This window comes from Segniliparus rugosus ATCC BAA-974, from assembly GCF_000185725.2.
Classification (GTDB): domain Bacteria; phylum Actinomycetota; class Actinomycetes; order Mycobacteriales; family Mycobacteriaceae; genus Segniliparus; species Segniliparus rugosus.
On the sequence record NZ_KI391953.1, the window covers coordinates 1,364,063 to 1,380,816 of the forward strand.

Consider the following 16,754-nt stretch of genomic DNA (forward strand, 5'->3'; position numbering starts at 1 on the left):
AAGCTACTCACGAGTAGCTTTTCCGGCCCCGATCGTGACAGGCCGAGACGGAGAGGGTACAAATGGAAGGGAGAACGTTCTACGAGTTCTGACGACCAACCACTCATCTGTATGGAGGACACTGTGGCCACCACATCATCGGCCTCGCAGCGCCGGACGCGCACCCGCTCGAACCCCGCCCCGCAGACGGGAGGGGCCAAGCTCGGCCGCCCGGTCGCGGTCCTCGGCGGCAACCGGACCCCCTTCGCGCGGTCCTTCACCGCGTACAAAGACTCGAACGTGCTCGACATGCTCACCGCCGCGCTCCAGGGCTTGGTGAACCGGTTCGACCTGCACGGCGAGCAGCTCGGCGCGGTGGTCGGCGGCGGCGTCGCCAAGGACCCGGCCTACTTCAACCTGACCCGCGAGGCCGTGCTCTCCAGCGGCCTCTCCCCGTACACCCCGACGTGGGACCTGCAGCAGGCGTGCGGCACCTCGTTGCGCGCGACCGCGGACGTCGCGAACGAGATCGCCCTCGGCCGCATCGAGGTCGGCGTCGGCAGCGGTGTCGACTCGTACAGCATCCCCGCCGCCGGCATCCCCGAAGGGCTGATCAAGATCGGCCAGCGCCTGCAGACCGCCAAGAGCCTTAAAGAGCGGCTCCAGCTCATCGCCTCCATCCGCCCGGGCTCCTTCGCCTTGCAGATGTCCGCTGGCGAGCGCCGCACCGGCCTGACCATGGGCGAGAGCGCCGCCATCACCTCCAAGCAGTTCGGCATCACCCGGCAGGCGCAAGATGAGCTGGCGCTGGCGAGCCACAAGAACCTGGCCGCCGCGTACGAGCGGGGCTTCTTCGACGACCTGATCACCCCGTACCAGGGCCTGGTCCGCGACAACAACCTCCGGCCCGACCTTACGCTGGAGAAGCTCGCGAAGCTCAAGCCGGTCTTCGGCGTGCGCGCGGGCGACGCGACCATGACCGCGGGCAACTCCACCGCGTTCACCGACGGGGCCGCCGCCGCGCTGCTCTCCTCGGACGAGTGGGCCGCCGAGCGCGGCCTGCCGGTGCTCGCGCACCTCGTGGACGTGGAAGTCGGAGCCGTCGACTACGTGAGCGGCACGGACGGCCTGCTGATGGCGGGCACCTACGCCGTGCCCCGGCTCCTCGCCCGCAACGGCCTCGCGCTGCAGGACTTCGACGTCTACGAGATCCACGAGGCCTTCGCCTCCGTGGTGCTCTGCCACCTGAAGGCCTGGTCCTCGGAGGAGTACTGCAAAGAGAAGCTCGGCCTGGACGCGCCGCTCGGCGAGATCGACCGCTCCAAGCTCAACACCGTCGGCTCCTCGCTCGGCATCGGCCACCCCTTCGGCGCCACCGGCGCGCGGGTCGTCGCGCAGGTCGCCAAGCAGCTCGCGGAGCGCGGCTCCGGCCGGGCTCTGGTCTCGATCTGCGAGGCGGGCGGGCAGGGCATCACCGCCATCCTCGAGCGCTGACTTCGAACTTGAACGGCAGAAGGGGCCTCTCCAGGATTTGGGGAGGCCCCTTCTGCCGTTAAAATCGTGCGCGAGACGGACAGTTCGGCGGAGCGCGAGGAGGAGCGGTATGTCCCCACCACCGGGGGTGGCGGTCGATCCCGACCGTTTGGCGGGCATGGGCGTGCTGGTCGTGGACCTGTCGGAGCGGTATAACGCGACAGCCACGTTCCTTCGAGAAACCTTCTCGGCGAAGGGCGACTACGAAGGCCTGCTGGAGCAGCTGGCGCGAGTTCTGTACGCGTTCGGGAACAGTTATATCGACCGTCAGACGGAGCACGGGAAGGCGTTGCGCCAAACCGGGGACGACTGCGTCGAAGCCGCGAAGGAGTACCACAAACAAGACTCGAAGTCGGCTCAGAGCTTTTGGGATTGGCTGCAGAAGAACTTCGACCACAAGGACGCGCCGCCGCACCCGGACCTCTCGCCAATGGGCTTTCCGCCCGTGGACGCGGCCAAGTTCTCCGGCGCGGCGAAGCCCAACACCTCGACGTGGCAGATCGTTCAATACCTGTTGGCGAGGCTGCGTCCGATCGACGGAGCCATCGAGAAACTGGCGGGAACGGCGCTCGGCGGGAAAACGATGCACGACTTGTCCGGCGACTGGCCGGACCTCGTGCGCGTCGGCAATGCCTATCAAGCCGCGTCGGACGCGGAGAAGACCACAGCGGACGAGTACAAGAACGTGGTCGCGGGCGTGGACAAGTACTGGCAGAGCGTCGCCGCCCAGTTCTTCGGCGATCTAGCCGAGAGACAGCTGGACCAGGTCGACTGGCAGATCGGCAACGGGGCCGCCGCCCTGCTCAAGCATGTGGGGGAACAAGGCGACGCGCTCGCGAAACAGGCGGCCGGCCTGGTGGGCAATGGCTTGAGCGCCACAGTCAAGGGCCGCTCGGTGGAGGATTGGCTTAGAGATTTCGCAGCGCATGGCGAGTTCTCCGACCCCTCGGTGAAAGACGCGGTCACCCAAGCGGCGCAGTCCATCGTGTCGGGCGTGGAACCACTGCGCGCACAGGCGGAAGAGCTGGTCAAGAACGCGCACATGTCGTTGCGCGCGTTGGAGGCGGAGTTGACCGGGAACGCCGCTTGGGTGGCGAGCCAGTTCGTCCCCGGCATGGTCCACGATCCGGAGCAGGACATCCCGCCGCAGGTGGTGGGCGTGGAGGCCGGTCCGGATGTCGTGTTCCCCGGCCCGCCCACCGTGAAGGGCGCGGACCTCGGAGTGCCGGTGCCGATGGGCCCGGACGAGAACGGCGTCGAGCAGTACATCTTCATCATGGGCGACACGGCGGACAAACTGAAGCCTGAGGGCGGGGGCGATGGACGTGTGGCGGGCAACGCTGTGCTCAAAGGCCACATCGGGCCGGACGGCAAGATGGTCTACGACGGGTTCATGACGAATCCGGACGGCAAGCCGACAGAGTTGTTCCCAGTGGAGACATGCAAACCGAAACGTTTCACCCCGCCGCCTAACCGCTCTCTTGTGCCCACTTCTGCGAAGATGGTGGATGGAAAACTCGTAGTAGCGTGGCAACAGATCAACTGGGATGCCCACAGCGGCGCCACTAAAGAGAATCCGGAAGGTCATGAGGCAAGCGAGAAATCGTGGATTGCATCCTACGATGTCGACCCCAAGACCAAAGGAGTCAATCCTGTTGCGACAAGCAATGTGGAATTACAGGATAAGAATTTCCGGCAAGTTCAGTTGAGCACATACAAAGATCCGCAAACAGGCAAGGAGCAAGTGATGATTGTGGGCTCGGCAGAATCTCGCACGAATACCGGACCTCATTTCGCCAAAGTGGACCCCGACGGGGTCTCCGACCCGAGCAAGTGGCAGTACTACGATCCGGGCGCTCAGAACAGCCCTTCGCATGGCTGGGGGCAGCCCGGTCAGGTGCCGTCGCATCCGTACACCATTCCGAATTTCCCGAACGTGGGGGAGGCGAGCACGCAAGTGGTCGGCAACCGTATCGTCATGGTGTACACCGACGGAGACCCAGACCATGGAGGTGTCTACATGCGCAGCGCGCCGCTGGACGATCCGAGCGCTTTCGGTCCGCCGCAGCCGATTGTGACGAATGAGCATACTGGTCAAGATGGTCGCGTGGGCGACCACTATAGCCAGGAGACCAACTACGGAGGATTCATCCAGGATGTTTCTCCGGACGGCAAGACAATGACCGTGATGATGTCCCGTTGGGATCCGTATGGCCTTTACCCTGTGACGGTGCATCTAGCATGACGAGGTTGGTCGCTTCTTTCGCAGCAGTGGCTTCGGCGGTGTCTCTCGTGCTTGCCGGATGTCATGATGTCGAACGATCAAAGCCAAGGCGAGCGGGTTTTCCGCCCTCGAGCTCGATCGTTTCTTCGGCTCCTGCGCCTTCGGGCCACGCTGCAACAGTTCCTCCTCATCCAGTGACCTCATCGTCTCCACAATCGAGCCTGCCCCTCTGCGGGCAGAACGGGTCGCTTCCGACAAAGGATGTGCCGGACTCGGGCAATCCGAGTGTACTGAGCTATATCTTAAGCGCGGATGAAGTGGGCGAGATAGTTGGTTGCCGTTTGGGCGTGTACGCCGTTTCAGATTCCCCAAGCCAAGCGAAATTTATCTCGGTCAACCCGGCAGAATGTCTGGTTGCCGACACGCCGGAGAGCAAATATATATTCACGAAGGGTGATAGCGTGTATGCCTCTATCACCTATAAATCCTCTTCTCTGGAAACATCAGATTCAGTGTGGTCGATTGGCGAAAGCATCGGCGGGTTCACAGGCTCGGAATTGGCCCAGCAGAAATTTCGGCGTTTGACAAATATTTTGCACGATTGCTCCGTTGGTTCGTATTCGTACAAGAATTTCAAGTCTTCTGCTGCGCAGAAACGCGTCGTAGACATCGTGCAGCAAAATAACAGGATTATATGGCGGGTCGTGAATGTTGCGCAAGACAGTGGATTTCATTGCTGGTTTGCGGCAGGGCTCAAAGATAAGAATCTGGTTGAATTCTGGGTCTGCCCTCCCTCGAACGTTCCCGTCCCGTGGGACAAGTTGTTCGAGGCCGCCATGCGGAAGATCCCCGGATGAGCAGGCAGGATCGGCTCGGCGCGCATGTGCAGAGCCTGCGGGGCAAGCTCGCCGAGCAAGCCGCGAAAGTGACGGAGGCGCTCGCCCAGTCGGAGAGGGAGAAGCGGGCTCTCCAACAGCTGATCGCCGAGGCGAATAGCAGGCTTGCCGAGCCGCAGGGACAGCCCGAGCAGGAGAAGACCGATGCGGAGGTCCGAGCGGAGGAGCGCGCGGACCAGTATTGGGGGGAGCGCAGAGACCGCCGCGTCGAGGTCGAGCCCGAGGAGGACGAAGGGCTTCGGAATTGGCTCGCGGAGCGCTCGGGCGCGGAGCCTGAGCCAGAGGAGGACGGGGACGACGACAGATGGTCTGGCGGCGCGCGTCGGTTCGGCCACTACGAAGAGGACTGACGGGGACAGGCGCTGCAGTCGGACAGCGAACGACGGAGAGTCGGTCGAAGGAGATTTCTCGAGGCGTGCAGGCGGTGGCAATGTCTCGCAAGGGCTGCGCGGTCTTGATTGCCTGGCTGCGTGCTGGGCGTCGCGGCTATCCTCGAGCGCTGAGCCTGGCGGGCGCCGGGCGGTGAGCAAGACCGTTATCTGGCTGTTATGATGCAGGCGAGACGGAGCGTGCTCCGCTCGATGCGTTCAGTGGGTTGTGCGATGTCGGGCTTCCGGCAGAATATGGAGGGTCGGGCGATGCGCGCGACGAAAGCATGTCAGCTCCTCGGCGCGGCGGCAATGGCCGCGTCTGCGGTCTACGCGTCTCCGACCAGCGAAGCCGCAGGCGGAGTGACTTACGAGGTGTCCGTCGATGACGGTATGACCGCCACTGTCAAATACACCAAAGGCTCCGCGTGGCCGGGCTTCCAGCCCACCCCGGAAAACCTCGACAAGCTCTCGGGGACCGAGAAGACGGACGGGTCGTGGACGAAGACGGTGCCGCTGGGCAGCGCGGACTGGGCGGTGCTCTTCGTGTACCACGAGAGCGGGGACCGCGCGTTCGGCGTCGCTCCGCACGTGAGCTGCAAGATCACGTTCAATGGCAAGGTGATCGATGAGGAGGACGGCCTCATCGCCCAGTGCATGGGGCCGAAGGCTCGGGAGAAGATGCCTGAGGGCTCGTGACGAGCGCTTGTTTCAGGCGAGCCCGCCAGATCGACTCGAAGGAACTCCCAATGCGATCACGTGCCGCTCTTCTGCTACTTCCGGGATAACTCCGCCAACACCGGGGTTGTCCGCAAAATCGTCGGGCCGTGGTCGGTGACGGTCCCCATCGGCGACCCGAAGACAGCGGGCCTCATTGCCGTGGTCGAGCCGGAGGACGCCAAGGCGGACCCGCTGGCGCGGATGTTCCTGTATTGCACGATCACGTCCGACGCGGGCGAGACAATCTCGGCAGAGGACGGCTCCCGTCCGTCGGCGAATGCGCGGGCCCGAAGTCCTCTTTGGCGCACATGCCGGGCTGAGCTGCTTCAACGAACGTCGTTCAGCTCAGGGGAATGGGCTCTGCCGCGAGTTGTTGGCGCGTTGCCGCGATCGGGTTGGCTTCGGCGATCTTGTCGTCGAACCGGTAGTTGAAGATTTTCGTGACCTCCATGAGGGCGAACACGCGCTCGGCGATCTGCGAGTTGGCCATTCGCGACCAACCGCCTGAGACGACGCGCTCGTAGCGCTCGACGTCGCGTGCGCAGACGATGAGCGGGAAGCCGAACCGCTCGTGGTAGGCGGCGGTGAGCGTCCCCAGGTCGGTGTACAACTCGTTGTCCACCGAGCCGAGGCCCCGCTCGGCGTGGTCGAGCGCGTAATCTCCCGCTCGCAGAACTCGTGGGAGCTGCCCCCGGTGGCCAGTGTCGTCCGCGCTGGCCAGCTCAGGGAAGGACCGCAGGAGGGCGAGCTGCTCCTCTTCTGAGGAGGAGAGCAAGGCGTCCTGGAACGCGCCGCGCAACGCGAGGACGTCTGCGAACGGGCGTTGCGCCCTGCTGCGCTCGAGGAGCCAATCCTGTCCTTGGAAGATGTCGCCGAAGGCGCGGTTGAACTCCTCAGCGCCCATCGTGTTGGCTTGGTCGAGCGTGATCAGGCCATGGCCGGGACGGCCCGCGACGCCGGGCCCGTGCCCGCCCGTGTGGAAGAAGAGCAGGTTGAGCAGGATCGCGGCGAGCGCGCCGAAGGTGATGCCGGAGCCGAAGAAGATCTGGGCCCAGCGCGGGAACGCGGAGGAGATCGCGCCGAACGCGGTGATGAGCCCTGCCGCGCCGAGCGTCGTGCCGACGATGATGCCGTTGCGGTGGTCGGTGAAGTCCACTTTCTGCAAAGTTTGCACGCCCGCGACGGCCACTGCGGCGAAGAGCGCGAGCGCGGCCCCGCCGAGCACGGGATGCGGGACGCTGGCCACGACCGATCCGGCTTTCGGCAACAGGCCGAGGACGATCATGATCCCGGCCGCCGAGGCGACCACCCAGCGGCTCTTGACCCTGGTCAGCCGGACGAGCCCGACGTTCTCGGCGAACGCCGTGTACGGGAACGAGTTGAAGAAGCCGCCGAGGGCCGTGGCGAGGCCGTCGGCGCGAATGGCCGCTGCGATGTCGTCGGGGCGGATTCGTTTGCCGACGATCTCGCCGGTCGCGTAACTGTCGCCGGTCGTCTCGACCATGGTGATCAACATGACGACGGCCATGGACGTGATGGCGGTGAGGGAGAACGCCGGAACGCCGAAGGACAGCGGAGTGACCACGCCGAACCACGGCGTCGAGGCGATATCCCCCACATTCGCGTCGCCGAGTGCGAACGCCATCGCGGTGCCCGTGACGAGGCCGATCAACACCGCGATGGTTTGCAGGAAGCCTCGGGAGAGGCGCTGGACCAGCAGCACGAGGGCGAGCGTCCCGAAGGCGTAGGCGAGGTTGCGAAGGAGCAGGCCCGGATTGCGGACGGCGTAGTCGAGCCCCGCCGCGTGCGCGGCAGCGCCGGTAGCCGGGTCGATGTAGAAGCCGTTCTGCCCGATGATCGCGCCATAGGTGATGTCGCCCGCCGCGACGGGGATCAACGCGATGCCGATGATCAGGATGATCGAGCCGGTGACCACAGGCGGGAAATAACGCAGCAGCCGCGCGAAAAACGGCGCGACCACGATGGCGAAGAGCCCCGCGACGATGACCGAGCCGTAGATCGTGAGCAGCCCGTCGACCGGCTCTCCGCCTTGGGCGATGACAGCGGTTCCGATGGCGATCATCGGGCTCACGGCGGTGAAGGTGACGCCTTGCAAGAGGGGCAGCCTGATGCCGAAGCGGAACCATTTCCTGCCGAACCCGACCGCCTGGATCAAAGACGCGATGCCGCAGGTGAACAGGTCCGCGTTGATAAGGTGGATAAGCTGCGCCTGGGTCAGCCCCAGCGCGTTCGCGACGAGGATCGGCACCAGGACCGCTCCCGCGTAGAAGGCGAGCACATGCTGGCAGCCGTAAACGGCCAGCTGCTGGAAGGGAAGCACCTCGTCGACGGGATGGACGGGACGGTTCGGCGCGGATCCCTTCAGCGATGGGGCTGGGGGAGCGACCTGAGCCGAAACCATGGCCACAGTATCGATGATGAACACCGTGTGTGCAGGGAAAATTCGCGTGAATACGAGGAATTCACATAGTGTTGACAGAAGAGGATCGCAAGGCGCGTCCTGTGGTGTGGCTTTCCACCGTCAAGAGGATGTCTCGGCGCTGCGGGCCATGAAGCTTTGCGCGTCGCCCTCGGCTCCGCCGCGTCGAAGACGCTTCTCTCGCTGTCGTCTCCGAGGACTCCGGCGCAGCACGGGCAACGTGCCCGCCTCGATGCTTGTTCCGAGTTCCTGCGCTACTTCGCGTTGAAGAGGACGGCTCGCTTGACCTCTTGGATGGCCTTGGTGACCTGGATGCCGCGCGGGCACGCGTCCGTGCAGTTGAACGTCGTGCGGCAGCGCCACACCCCGTACTCGTCGTTGAGGATCTCCATGCGTTCGGCCCCGGCCTGGTCGCGGCTGTCGAAGATGAAGCGGTGCGCGTTCACGATAGCTGCGGGGCCGTGGTACTTGCCCTCGGTCCAGAACACCGGGCAGGACGTGGTGCAGCAGGCGCAGAGGATGCACTTGGTCGTGTCGTCGAAGCGGTGGCGCTCCTCGGCGCTCTGCAGCCGCTCCTTCTCCGGCGCGGGGGACTCGTTGATCAAGAAGGGCTTCACCGAGCGGTAGGCGTCGAAGAAGGGCTCCATGTCGACGATGAGGTCCTTCTCCACCGGCAGGCCCCGGATCGGCTCGACGGTGAGCACCACGGGCTTCCCGTCCTTGCGCAGCAGGTCTTTCATCAGCACCTTGCAGGCCAGGCGGTTCACGCCGTTGAGCCGGATCGCGTCGGAGCCGCAGACTCCGTGCGCGCAGGAGCGGCGGAAGGTGAGCGTGCCGTCCAGGTAGCCCTTGATGTAGAGCAGGAGGTTGAGCACCCGGTCCGTCGGCAGCGCGGGGACGAGGAAGTCCTGCCAGCCGTTCGCGGCGGGGTCCTCGGGGTTGGTGCGCATGATGCGCACGGTGACTATGGTCGAGCCCTCCGGCACCGGGGGCTCGAGCACGCCGTCCGCAGGAGGCGTGTACTCGGAGATCGGGGCTTCTGTCTGTGCGGAGGTCATCAGTACTTGCGCTCCATCGGCTCGTAACGGGTCTCAACGACCGGTTTGTAGTCCAAACGGATCTCCGAGCTCAGCCCGGAGCCTTCCTTGTACGCCATGGTGTGGCGCTTGAAGTTCACGTCGTCGCGGTTGGGGTAGTCCTCCCGTGCGTGGCCGCCTCGGGACTCCTTGCGGGCGAGCGCCCCGATCACGGTCACCTCGGCGAGCTCCAAGAGGAAGCCGAGCTCCACGGCTTCGAGCAGGTCGCTGTTGTAGCGCTTGCCCTTGTCGGTGACGGTGATGTGCTCGTAGCGCTGCTTGAGGACGTGGATGTCGGTGAGCGCCTGTTTGAGCGTCTCCTCGGTGCGGAACACCGAGGCGTTCTCGTCCATGGACTTCTGCAGCGTGGCGCGGATGTCGGCGACGCGCTCGGAGCCGTGCTCGGAGAGGATGCCCGCCATCCAGTCCCGCACCATCGACTCCGGGGCCTCGGGCATCGGGGTGAAGTCGACCGTCGCGGCGTACTCCGCGGCGGCGATCCCGGCGCGGCGGCCGAAGACGTTGATGTCCAAGAGGGAGTTCGTGCCGAGCCGGTTCGCCCCGTGCACCGAGACGCAGGCGCACTCGCCGGCCGCGTACAGCCCGGGGACGATGTCGGTGTTGTTGCGCAGCACCTGGCCCTCGACGTTCGTCGGGATGCCGCCCATGACGTAGTGGCAGGTCGGGAACACCGGCACCGGCTCTTTGACCGGGTCGACGCCGAGGTAGGTGCGGGAGAACTCCATGATGTCCGGCAGCTTCTCGTCGAGCACGCTCTCGGGGATATGGGTGACGTCGATGTACACGTAGTCCTTGTTGGGGCCAGCGCCTCGGCCCTCGAGCACCTCGAGCACCATGGACCGGGCCACGATGTCGCGCGGCGCGAGGTCCTTGATGGTGGGGGCGTAGCGCTCCATGAACCGCTCGCCGTCGACGTTGCGCAGGATCCCGCCCTCGCCCCGGACCGCCTCGGAGATGAGGATGCCGAGGCCCGCGAGGCCGGTGGGGTGGAACTGATGGAACTCCATGTCCTCCAGCGGCAGGCCGCGGCGGAACACGACGCCCATCCCGTCCCCGGTCAGGGTGTGCGCGTTCGAGGTGGTCTTGAACATGCGGCCCGAGCCGCCGGTGGCGAACACGATCGCTTTGGCGTGGAAGACGTGCAGGTCGCCGGTGGCGAGCTCGTAGGCGACGACGCCGGTGGCGACCGGCCCGTCGGCGGTCTCGGTGAGCACCACGTCGAGCACGTAGAACTCGTTGTAGAACTCGATGTTGTGCTTCACGCAGTTCTGGTACAGGGTCTGCAAGATCATGTGGCCGGTGCGGTCGGCCGCGTAACAGGCACGGCGGACGGGGGCTTTGCCGTGGTCGCGGGTGTGCCCGCCGAAGCGGCGCTGGTCGATCTTGCCCTCGGGGGTGCGGTTGAACGGCAGGCCCATCTTCTCGAGGTCGATGACCGCGTCGATGGCCTCCTTGCACATGATCTCCACCGCGTCCTGGTCGGCGAGGTAATCGCCGCCCTTGACGGTGTCGAAGGTGTGCCACTCCCAGTTGTCCTCTTCGACGTTCGCGAGGGCGGCGCACATGCCGCCCTGGGCGGCTCCGGTGTGGCTGCGGGTGGGGTACAGCTTGGTGAGCACGGCGGTGCGCGCTCTCGGCCCGGCTTCGATGGCAGCGCGCATACCCGCTCCGCCCGCGCCGACGATCACCACGTCGTACTCATGGTTGTGAGTCGTCATGACGCTCCTTTCTTCCGAAAAATGCTCCGTGGCGGCGATCAGGCGGGGAACGCGATCAGCGCGTAGCTGCCTGCGACCAGGGTGATGATGGCGGATAGTGCGAGGATGGTCCGAAGGACGAGCCGGGTCGCGGGCTTGCGGGCGTAATCGTCGATGACGACCCGCACGCCGTTGGTGCCGTGCAGCTCCGCGAGCCACAGCATGATCAGATCCCAGCCGCGCCAGAACGGCTGATGCCAGCGCTCGGCGACGAATGTCGAGCTCACGCGGTGCACGCCGTCCGGAGTGATGGTGAGCATGATGAGCATGTGGCCGAGGGCGAGGAACACCAGGGCGACCCCGGAGATCCGCATGAAAAACCAAGCGTGCCGCTCGAAGTGCCGCCAGCCGGAACGCTTCTTCGCCGCAGGGGCGGGGACGGTGGGAGGGTTCAAGGTCGCGGTCATCAGATGTTCCTCACCAGGATGTAGAACATGATCCCGCCGGCGACGGCGAAGACGGCGAGCCACACGGCTCCGACCGCCCAGAGCATGGTCCGCTGGTAGCGGGGGCCTTTGGACCAGAAGTCCACGAGCACCACGCGCAGTCCGTTGAGCGCGTGGAAGAGCACCGCGCCGAAGAGCCCGATCTCAAGGATCCCGAACAGCGGGGTCTTGTACGTCCCGATCACCTCGTCGTAGAGGTTCGGGCTGATCTGGATGATCGCGGTGTCCAGGACGTGGACGAAGAGGAAGAAGAAAATGGCCACGCCGGTGAAACGGTGCAAGACCCATGACCACATGCCAGGATCGCCGCGGTAGAGCGACCGGGTGCTCACTGCCATGGCATCTCCTTGTTGCGCATTTGTGCCTCCATCTCGTAACTCGCGGTCCCGCCGTCGGGGCCGTTGGAACGGAGCTGATACTGGTGACTCTAGACCTCGCAGAAGGGTTGGAAACCATGAGTCCCTGCGAGTGAGAAGACCGGGCGTAATAATAAGGTTTGCCTATCCAAATTCGACCGGCTCGCTGATCAAGTTCCAACAATGTTTACTAATGACGAGAAAGGATGCGGCGAGCGTGCTGGAAATCAATTGGGAAACCCTCCGTGAAAAGGCGAAAGAGGCCATGCTGAGCGCATACGCTCCGTATTCTCATTTTCCAGTCGGAGCGGCCGGGCTCGTCAACGACGGCCGTGTTGTCGCCGGATGCAATGTGGAGAACGTCTCACTCGGGCTTTCCCTCTGCGCCGAGTGCGGACTCGTCGGAGCCCTGGCGCTCAGCGGCGGCGGCAGGCTCCTCGCGATGGCGTGTTGCGACGGGCAAGGGGCTCCGCTCATGCCGTGCGGCAGATGCCGTCAGCTGCTCTACGAGCACGGCGGACCGGAGATGCTCGTGGACCACGCGGACGGCCCGATCCCGTTGCGGGAGCTCTTGCCGCACGCGTTCGCGAGCGAATTGACCATGGGAAGAAGCGGGGAGTCCTGACTCAGGTGAACGGGGGGCCTGGGAGGAGCGCGCAGGGCTCGAGGCTGTGATCAGCGAGTGTGCCGTCGACCCAGATCTCGCAATGGAAAACAGGGTGCGGCACCAGATAGGACAGGCCGGTGACGTGCACCCCCGCCCAGTTGTAGGGGTCTTCCATGGTGAGGGTGGTTTCCCAGGAGTGCTCGGGGTCGAGCCACACGTTCTCGACGTTGCTTCCGCCAGAGTCGGGCTCGGTCCGGTCGACGTGGTACACAATGCGGGCCTGCCAGGGACCGTCGGCGCGCATGACGTATCGGACTTCGCGGGTGGAGGCCGCCGATGTCGCCGGGTTGCCGGTCGCGAGCATCGCTGCGGCCAGTGCTGCAAGAAAGATTTTCATCACAAACTCACCCCCGTGATCATGGGTCGATCCTACCGCCGATGAGACCGTCGGGCAAGGCATGCGATGGTGGTGGCATGACGGATGTGTTCGACGCGGTCTCCATCATCGCGGCAAAACGAGACGGCAACGCGCTCACCGACGGCCAGATCGACTGGACGATCTCGAATTTCGCACAGGGCAAAGTCGCTGACGAGCAGATGGCGGCCCTGGCGATGGCGGTGTTCCTCAATGGCCTCGATCGTCGGGAGCTGGTGCGCTGGACCCAGGCGATGATCGACTCCGGGGAGCGCTTGGATCTGTCGGGGCTGAGCAGGCCGACCGTGGACAAGCACTCCACCGGCGGGGTCGGGGACAAGATCACCTTGCCGCTCACGCCGCTCGTCGCGGCCTGCGGCGCGGCGGTGCCGCAGCTGTCCGGCAGGGGGCTCGGGCACACCGGGGGCACGCTGGACAAGCTGGAGTCCATCCCCGGCTGGTCGCCGTTCCTCTCGCCAGAGGCTTTCACGGCGCAGCTGGAGCAGATCGGCGGGGTGGTCGCGGCCGCTTCGAGCGATCTCGCCCCTGCCGACCGGCGGCTCTACGCCCTGAGGGACGTGACCGGCACCGTCGAGTCGATCCCCCTGATCGCCAGCTCCATCATGAGCAAGAAGATCGCAGAGGGGACCGGGGCACTGGTGCTGGACGTCAAAGTCGGGTCCGGGGCGTTCATGCGCGACGCGGCGCGGGCGCGGGAGCTGGCCGAGACGATGGTGGCCATCGGGACGGACGCGGGCGTGCGGACCACGGCGCTGCTGACCGGTATGGACACACCGCTCGGATTCGCCGTGGGCAACGCTGTCGAAGTCGCCGAGTCCGTCGACGTGCTGCGTGGCGGCGGACCCTCGGATGTTCGGGAGCTCACGCTGGTCCTCGCCGAGGAGATGCTGCGGCTCGCCGGGATCGACGCGGACCCGCGCGCGGCGCTGGACTCCGGCGCGGCGTACGAGGCGTGGCGGGCGATGGTCCGCGCGCAAGGCGGCGACCCCGACGCGCCGTTGCCGAAGGCCGCGCACCAGGAGACGGTCCTCGCGCCGCGATCCGGCAGGGTGGTCGCGGCGGACGCGCGCGGGATCGGGGTCGCCGCGTGGCGGCTCGGCGCGGGCCGGGAGCGCCAAGGCGACCCGGTGTCCTTCGGGGCCGGGGTCCTCCTCGCGAAACGACCCGGCGATCTGGTCGAGGCTGGGGAGCCGCTGGCGACGATGCTCGCCGACGACAAGGGACGTTTCGACCGGGCGAGAGGCCTGCTGGCCGAGAGTTTCGCCATCGCCGATCCGTCTGCCGAATTCTCCGCGCCTGCCCTCATCCTCGACCGAGTCGATTGACCGCACAAACGTCATCAAGACGAGGTAACGTCGGGCTATGACGGTTTCTGCGAAGACGCTCACCAGGCACGACAGGCCAGATCTCGACACCATCAAGCGGGCTCCGAAAGTCCTGCTGCACGACCATCTCGACGGCGGGCTGCGCCCGCAGACCCTCTTGGAGCTCGCCGACGAGGCGGGGTACCGGGGCTTGCCGGAGCAGGACGAGGCCGCGCTGTCGCACTATTTCCACGAGGCCGCGTTCAGCGGATCGCTCGTGCGTTACTTGGAGGTCTACGACCACACCGTCGCCGTGCTCCAAACCGCCGAGGCGCTGCGGCGGATCGCCCGCGAGGCGGTGGTGGACCTCGCGAACGACGGTGTCGTGTACGCCGAGCTGCGCTACGCCCCGGAGCTGTCGTTGCGCGACGGGCTCAGCCTCGACGAGGCGCAGGAGGCGATCGTCGTCGGCCTCGCGGAAGGGGAGCGGGAGGCGGCGGCGCTCGGCAAGACGATCATCGCCCGCTCCTTGGTCTGCGCGATGCGCCAGGCGAACCTTTCTTTCGAGGTGGCGCAGCTCGCGGTGCGGTTCAGGGACAAAGGCGTGGTGGGTTTCGACATCGCGGGCCCCGAGGACGGCTTCCCCCCCGCCAAACACCTGGCGGCGTTCGAGTACTTGCGCAAGGCGAACGTCCCGTTCACCATCCACGCGGGGGAGGCGTTCGGCCCGCCGTCGATCAAAGAGGCAGTCGCGGTCTGCGGGACGAGCAGGATCGGCCACGGCGTGCGGATCATGGAAGACATCGAGATCCCCGACCCCGAGGACCTGTCCACCGCGAAACTGGGCCTGACCGCCCACACGCTCCGCGACCGGCGGATCGGCCTGGAGCTGTGCCCGACTTCGAATGTGCAGACCGGGGCGGTCGGCAGTCTCGCCGAGCACCCCATCAAGACGCTTTTGCGGCTCGGGTTCCGTGCCACGCTCAACACCGACTCGCGGTTGCTGGGCGACGCGAGCCCAGGCGAGGAGGCGCACCGTTGCGTGGAGGCGTTGGGCTTGACGATCGAAGACGTCCGCAAACTCACGGTGAACGCGGCCCGTTGCGCTTTCGTGCATTACCCGGAGCGCAAGAAGCTCATCGAAGAGGTCATCGTCCCCGGCTACGACGTGCTCGCGGACTGGGGCGAGGGGCCGACCAGGGTGATGTGATCGGCGGTCGAGGGACGGGGTGAGCCCCGACCCGGGCAACGCGCTGCCCGGGTCGGAAATCCCGCAGAGAGTTCACGAGAAGACCCCTCGAAATGTGCGTCTCGTGCGTCGCTCGATGCGGGAACCTCGACTCGCCGCACAACGAGCTTCCAACAGAAGTGATTTCTAAGTCAAGGCGTTTTCGCTGGTTGATACACTTTTTTGAGGCGCTGAGACAAAATGTGCCAGGCGGCGGGGCAGGTGAGCGCCCCGCTCAGCGCGATTGTCCGGGCCCTGCGGCAGCGGCAGGCGTGTCCGCTTCCGTCGTCGCTTCGAGCGCCGCGCAGCGAGCGGCGACGCTCATGACCAGCGGGCACACGAGCAACCCGATGACGGCTCCGATGGGGATCGTCTGGTTGGGGCGCGTCGCCACGAAATACACCATCATGAGATCCGTCACGACCACGACAATGACTCCGGCCAGCAGAAGAGTCCACGTCCAGTTCTTTTTGAGCAGCGCGATGCGGACGGAGAGCAAGAAGCTTGCCGCGTACAGCGTGGAGAGGGCCGCATATCCGAATGTGACTCCGGCGGAAAGCTCCGCGTGGCGCAAAGAGAGCAGGAACAGCGCGAAGCAGATCGGCGCGGTGACAGCCAGGACGAGGAGGGTCGCTTTGCGTTGCCGCCGAGGGAGAGAGGCTGTCGTCAGCACGACAAAGCATGTGCTCGGCAGGAACGTGACCACGATATCGATCACCGGCGGGAGCGTCGGTGGGAGTTTCCAAGGCGCGGCGGCGATGACCTGCCACGCCGCCGCGACGAGCCATCCGGAGAGGCAGAGCGCGACGGCCAGGTTTTCTCTGCGGCGTTGTCTCAGGGCCACGCGCCACCACAGCAGCGCCGCCGTCGCGACGAACAAAAGCTGGGCCACGCCCGTGATGCGCTCGTTGCGGAGAACGGCTTCCGGGGCGAGGTCTCGGAGCACGATCACGATAAGGAGCGCGCAAATCGCCGCTATGGCCCCGATCACGGGAAACGGCGCGCGGGCGGGGCTGGAGGAATGGGGCGCGGGCTCGGGGCGGGGTTTTGCGCCCATGCTGGCGATCCAGAGGGTTCGGATGTGGTCGGGGTTGCCGTCCAGGTGTGCGGCGAGGGCTTCGACGAGATCCCATTTGGGGGCGTTTGCGCCGGTGAAGGCTCGGGCGATGGTGGCGTGGCTCCAGCCGACGTCTTTGGCGATGGCGCGCAAGCTCGGTTGGCCGGCCTCGAGGCGCAGCCGCCTGAGCTCGTCCTGCAAAAGCACGAGGGCCGCCGAAGCGTCTGCCTCGTCGCGCTGTGGCGCGAACACCACGGAAGATCCTTTCGAGCGAGGGATTCTCGGGGCTGCCGCCGGTGGAACCTG

At 65.7% G+C, this 16,754-nt stretch carries 15 protein-coding genes; 8 read left to right on the plus strand and 7 right to left on the minus strand.

What is annotated here, in order from left to right; genetic code table 11:
- Positions 1 to 111: 111 nt before the first annotated feature.
- The 5 genes from HMPREF9336_RS06690 (at position 112) to HMPREF9336_RS06705 (ending at position 5,699) form a co-directional block, all read left to right on the plus strand.
- Positions 112 to 1,473, plus strand: a complete 1,362-nt coding sequence (locus tag HMPREF9336_RS06690; RefSeq protein ID WP_051357173.1) for an acetyl-CoA C-acetyltransferase — start codon at positions 112 to 114, stop codon at positions 1,471 to 1,473.
- A gap of 109 nt (positions 1,474 to 1,582) precedes the next feature.
- Positions 1,583 to 3,757, plus strand: coding sequence for a DUF4185 domain-containing protein (locus HMPREF9336_RS17435; RefSeq protein WP_021030240.1), 2,175 nt, complete (start codon positions 1,583 to 1,585; stop codon positions 3,755 to 3,757).
- A gap of 5 nt (positions 3,758 to 3,762) precedes the next feature.
- Complete coding sequence (locus HMPREF9336_RS17820) at positions 3,763 to 4,593, plus strand: sensor domain-containing protein (protein ID WP_169727299.1); 831 nt, start codon at positions 3,763 to 3,765, stop codon at positions 4,591 to 4,593.
- On the plus strand, positions 4,590 to 4,982 hold the full coding sequence (locus HMPREF9336_RS06700; RefSeq protein WP_021030242.1) for a hypothetical protein: 393 nt from the start codon (positions 4,590 to 4,592) through the stop codon (positions 4,980 to 4,982). Before HMPREF9336_RS17820 ends, HMPREF9336_RS06700 begins: the two co-directional genes overlap by 4 nt.
- A 288-nt stretch (positions 4,983 to 5,270) precedes the next feature.
- Positions 5,271 to 5,699: a hypothetical protein gene (locus tag HMPREF9336_RS06705; RefSeq protein ID WP_021030243.1), complete on the plus strand. Its 429-nt coding sequence runs from the start codon at positions 5,271 to 5,273 to the stop codon at positions 5,697 to 5,699.
- 361 nt (positions 5,700 to 6,060) lie between these two features.
- On the opposite strand, the gene HMPREF9336_RS06710 is transcribed toward HMPREF9336_RS06705, so the two are convergent.
- From HMPREF9336_RS06710 to sdhC, 5 genes are all read right to left on the minus strand, one after another.
- The gene (locus tag HMPREF9336_RS06710; RefSeq protein WP_007470268.1) at positions 6,061 to 8,142 is read right to left on the minus strand and encodes a solute carrier family 23 protein; all 2,082 of its coding nucleotides are present in this window, start codon (positions 8,140 to 8,142) and stop codon (positions 6,061 to 6,063) included.
- A gap of 272 nt (positions 8,143 to 8,414) precedes the next feature.
- Entirely contained in the window at positions 8,415 to 9,218 is an 804-nt protein-coding gene (locus HMPREF9336_RS06715) for a succinate dehydrogenase iron-sulfur subunit (protein WP_007470270.1), read from the minus strand.
- The gene (sdhA, locus tag HMPREF9336_RS06720; RefSeq protein ID WP_007470272.1) at positions 9,218 to 10,975 is read right to left on the minus strand and encodes a succinate dehydrogenase flavoprotein subunit; all 1,758 of its coding nucleotides are present in this window, start codon (positions 10,973 to 10,975) and stop codon (positions 9,218 to 9,220) included. The genes HMPREF9336_RS06715 and sdhA overlap by 1 nt, the downstream gene beginning before the upstream one ends.
- A gap of 38 nt (positions 10,976 to 11,013) precedes the next feature.
- Positions 11,014 to 11,421, minus strand: coding sequence for a succinate dehydrogenase hydrophobic membrane anchor subunit (locus HMPREF9336_RS06725; RefSeq protein ID WP_021030245.1), 408 nt, complete (start codon positions 11,419 to 11,421; stop codon positions 11,014 to 11,016).
- The gene (gene sdhC / locus HMPREF9336_RS06730) at positions 11,421 to 11,798 is read right to left on the minus strand and encodes a succinate dehydrogenase, cytochrome b556 subunit (protein WP_007470276.1); all 378 of its coding nucleotides are present in this window, start codon (positions 11,796 to 11,798) and stop codon (positions 11,421 to 11,423) included. The genes HMPREF9336_RS06725 and sdhC overlap by 1 nt, the downstream gene beginning before the upstream one ends.
- A 211-nt stretch (positions 11,799 to 12,009) precedes the next feature.
- Between sdhC and HMPREF9336_RS06735 the strand changes: the two genes are divergently transcribed.
- Positions 12,010 to 12,441, plus strand: a complete 432-nt coding sequence (locus tag HMPREF9336_RS06735) for a cytidine deaminase (protein WP_341871970.1) — start codon at positions 12,010 to 12,012, stop codon at positions 12,439 to 12,441.
- Position 12,442: 1 nt separating this feature from the next.
- Here HMPREF9336_RS06735 and HMPREF9336_RS06740 read toward each other — a convergent pair whose 3' ends face one another.
- Positions 12,443 to 12,820: a hypothetical protein gene (locus HMPREF9336_RS06740; RefSeq protein ID WP_007470280.1), complete on the minus strand. Its 378-nt coding sequence runs from the start codon at positions 12,818 to 12,820 to the stop codon at positions 12,443 to 12,445.
- A 77-nt stretch (positions 12,821 to 12,897) separates the two neighbouring features.
- Between HMPREF9336_RS06740 and HMPREF9336_RS06745 the strand changes: the two genes are divergently transcribed.
- Positions 12,898 to 14,184 (plus strand): thymidine phosphorylase, encoded by a 1,287-nt coding sequence (locus HMPREF9336_RS06745; RefSeq protein WP_021030247.1) that lies wholly within the window; start codon positions 12,898 to 12,900, stop codon positions 14,182 to 14,184.
- A gap of 37 nt (positions 14,185 to 14,221) precedes the next feature.
- The gene (locus HMPREF9336_RS06750; protein WP_007470286.1) at positions 14,222 to 15,373 is read left to right on the plus strand and encodes an adenosine deaminase; all 1,152 of its coding nucleotides are present in this window, start codon (positions 14,222 to 14,224) and stop codon (positions 15,371 to 15,373) included.
- A 253-nt stretch (positions 15,374 to 15,626) separates the two neighbouring features.
- On the opposite strand, the gene HMPREF9336_RS06755 is transcribed toward HMPREF9336_RS06750, so the two are convergent.
- Positions 15,627 to 16,703, minus strand: coding sequence for a helix-turn-helix domain-containing protein (locus HMPREF9336_RS06755; protein ID WP_007470287.1), 1,077 nt, complete (start codon positions 16,701 to 16,703; stop codon positions 15,627 to 15,629).
- Positions 16,704 to 16,754 lie beyond the last annotated feature (51 nt).

Excerpts from the sequence above, each read along its gene's own strand:
- HMPREF9336_RS06690 (WP_051357173.1), top strand. The coding sequence starts at position 112 with ATGGAGGACACTGTGGCCACCACATCATCGGCCTCGCAGCGCCGGACG.
- HMPREF9336_RS17435 (WP_021030240.1), top strand. The coding sequence starts at position 1,583 with ATGTCCCCACCACCGGGGGTGGCGGTCGATCCCGACCGTTTGGCGGGC.
- HMPREF9336_RS06700 (WP_021030242.1), top strand. The coding sequence starts at position 4,590 with ATGAGCAGGCAGGATCGGCTCGGCGCGCATGTGCAGAGCCTGCGGGGC.
- HMPREF9336_RS06705 (WP_021030243.1), top strand. The coding sequence starts at position 5,271 with ATGCGCGCGACGAAAGCATGTCAGCTCCTCGGCGCGGCGGCAATGGCC.
- HMPREF9336_RS06710 (WP_007470268.1), bottom strand. The coding sequence starts at position 8,142 with ATGGTTTCGGCTCAGGTCGCTCCCCCAGCCCCATCGCTGAAGGGATCC.
- HMPREF9336_RS06715 (WP_007470270.1), bottom strand. The coding sequence starts at position 9,218 with ATGACCTCCGCACAGACAGAAGCCCCGATCTCCGAGTACACGCCTCCT.
- sdhA (WP_007470272.1), bottom strand. The coding sequence starts at position 10,975 with ATGACGACTCACAACCATGAGTACGACGTGGTGATCGTCGGCGCGGGC.
- HMPREF9336_RS06725 (WP_021030245.1), bottom strand. The coding sequence starts at position 11,421 with ATGACCGCGACCTTGAACCCTCCCACCGTCCCCGCCCCTGCGGCGAAG.
- sdhC (WP_007470276.1), bottom strand. The coding sequence starts at position 11,798 with ATGGCAGTGAGCACCCGGTCGCTCTACCGCGGCGATCCTGGCATGTGG.
- HMPREF9336_RS06735 (WP_341871970.1), top strand. The coding sequence starts at position 12,010 with ATGACGAGAAAGGATGCGGCGAGCGTGCTGGAAATCAATTGGGAAACC.
- HMPREF9336_RS06740 (WP_007470280.1), bottom strand. The coding sequence starts at position 12,820 with ATGAAAATCTTTCTTGCAGCACTGGCCGCAGCGATGCTCGCGACCGGC.
- HMPREF9336_RS06745 (WP_021030247.1), top strand. The coding sequence starts at position 12,898 with ATGACGGATGTGTTCGACGCGGTCTCCATCATCGCGGCAAAACGAGAC.
- HMPREF9336_RS06750 (WP_007470286.1), top strand. The coding sequence starts at position 14,222 with ATGACGGTTTCTGCGAAGACGCTCACCAGGCACGACAGGCCAGATCTC.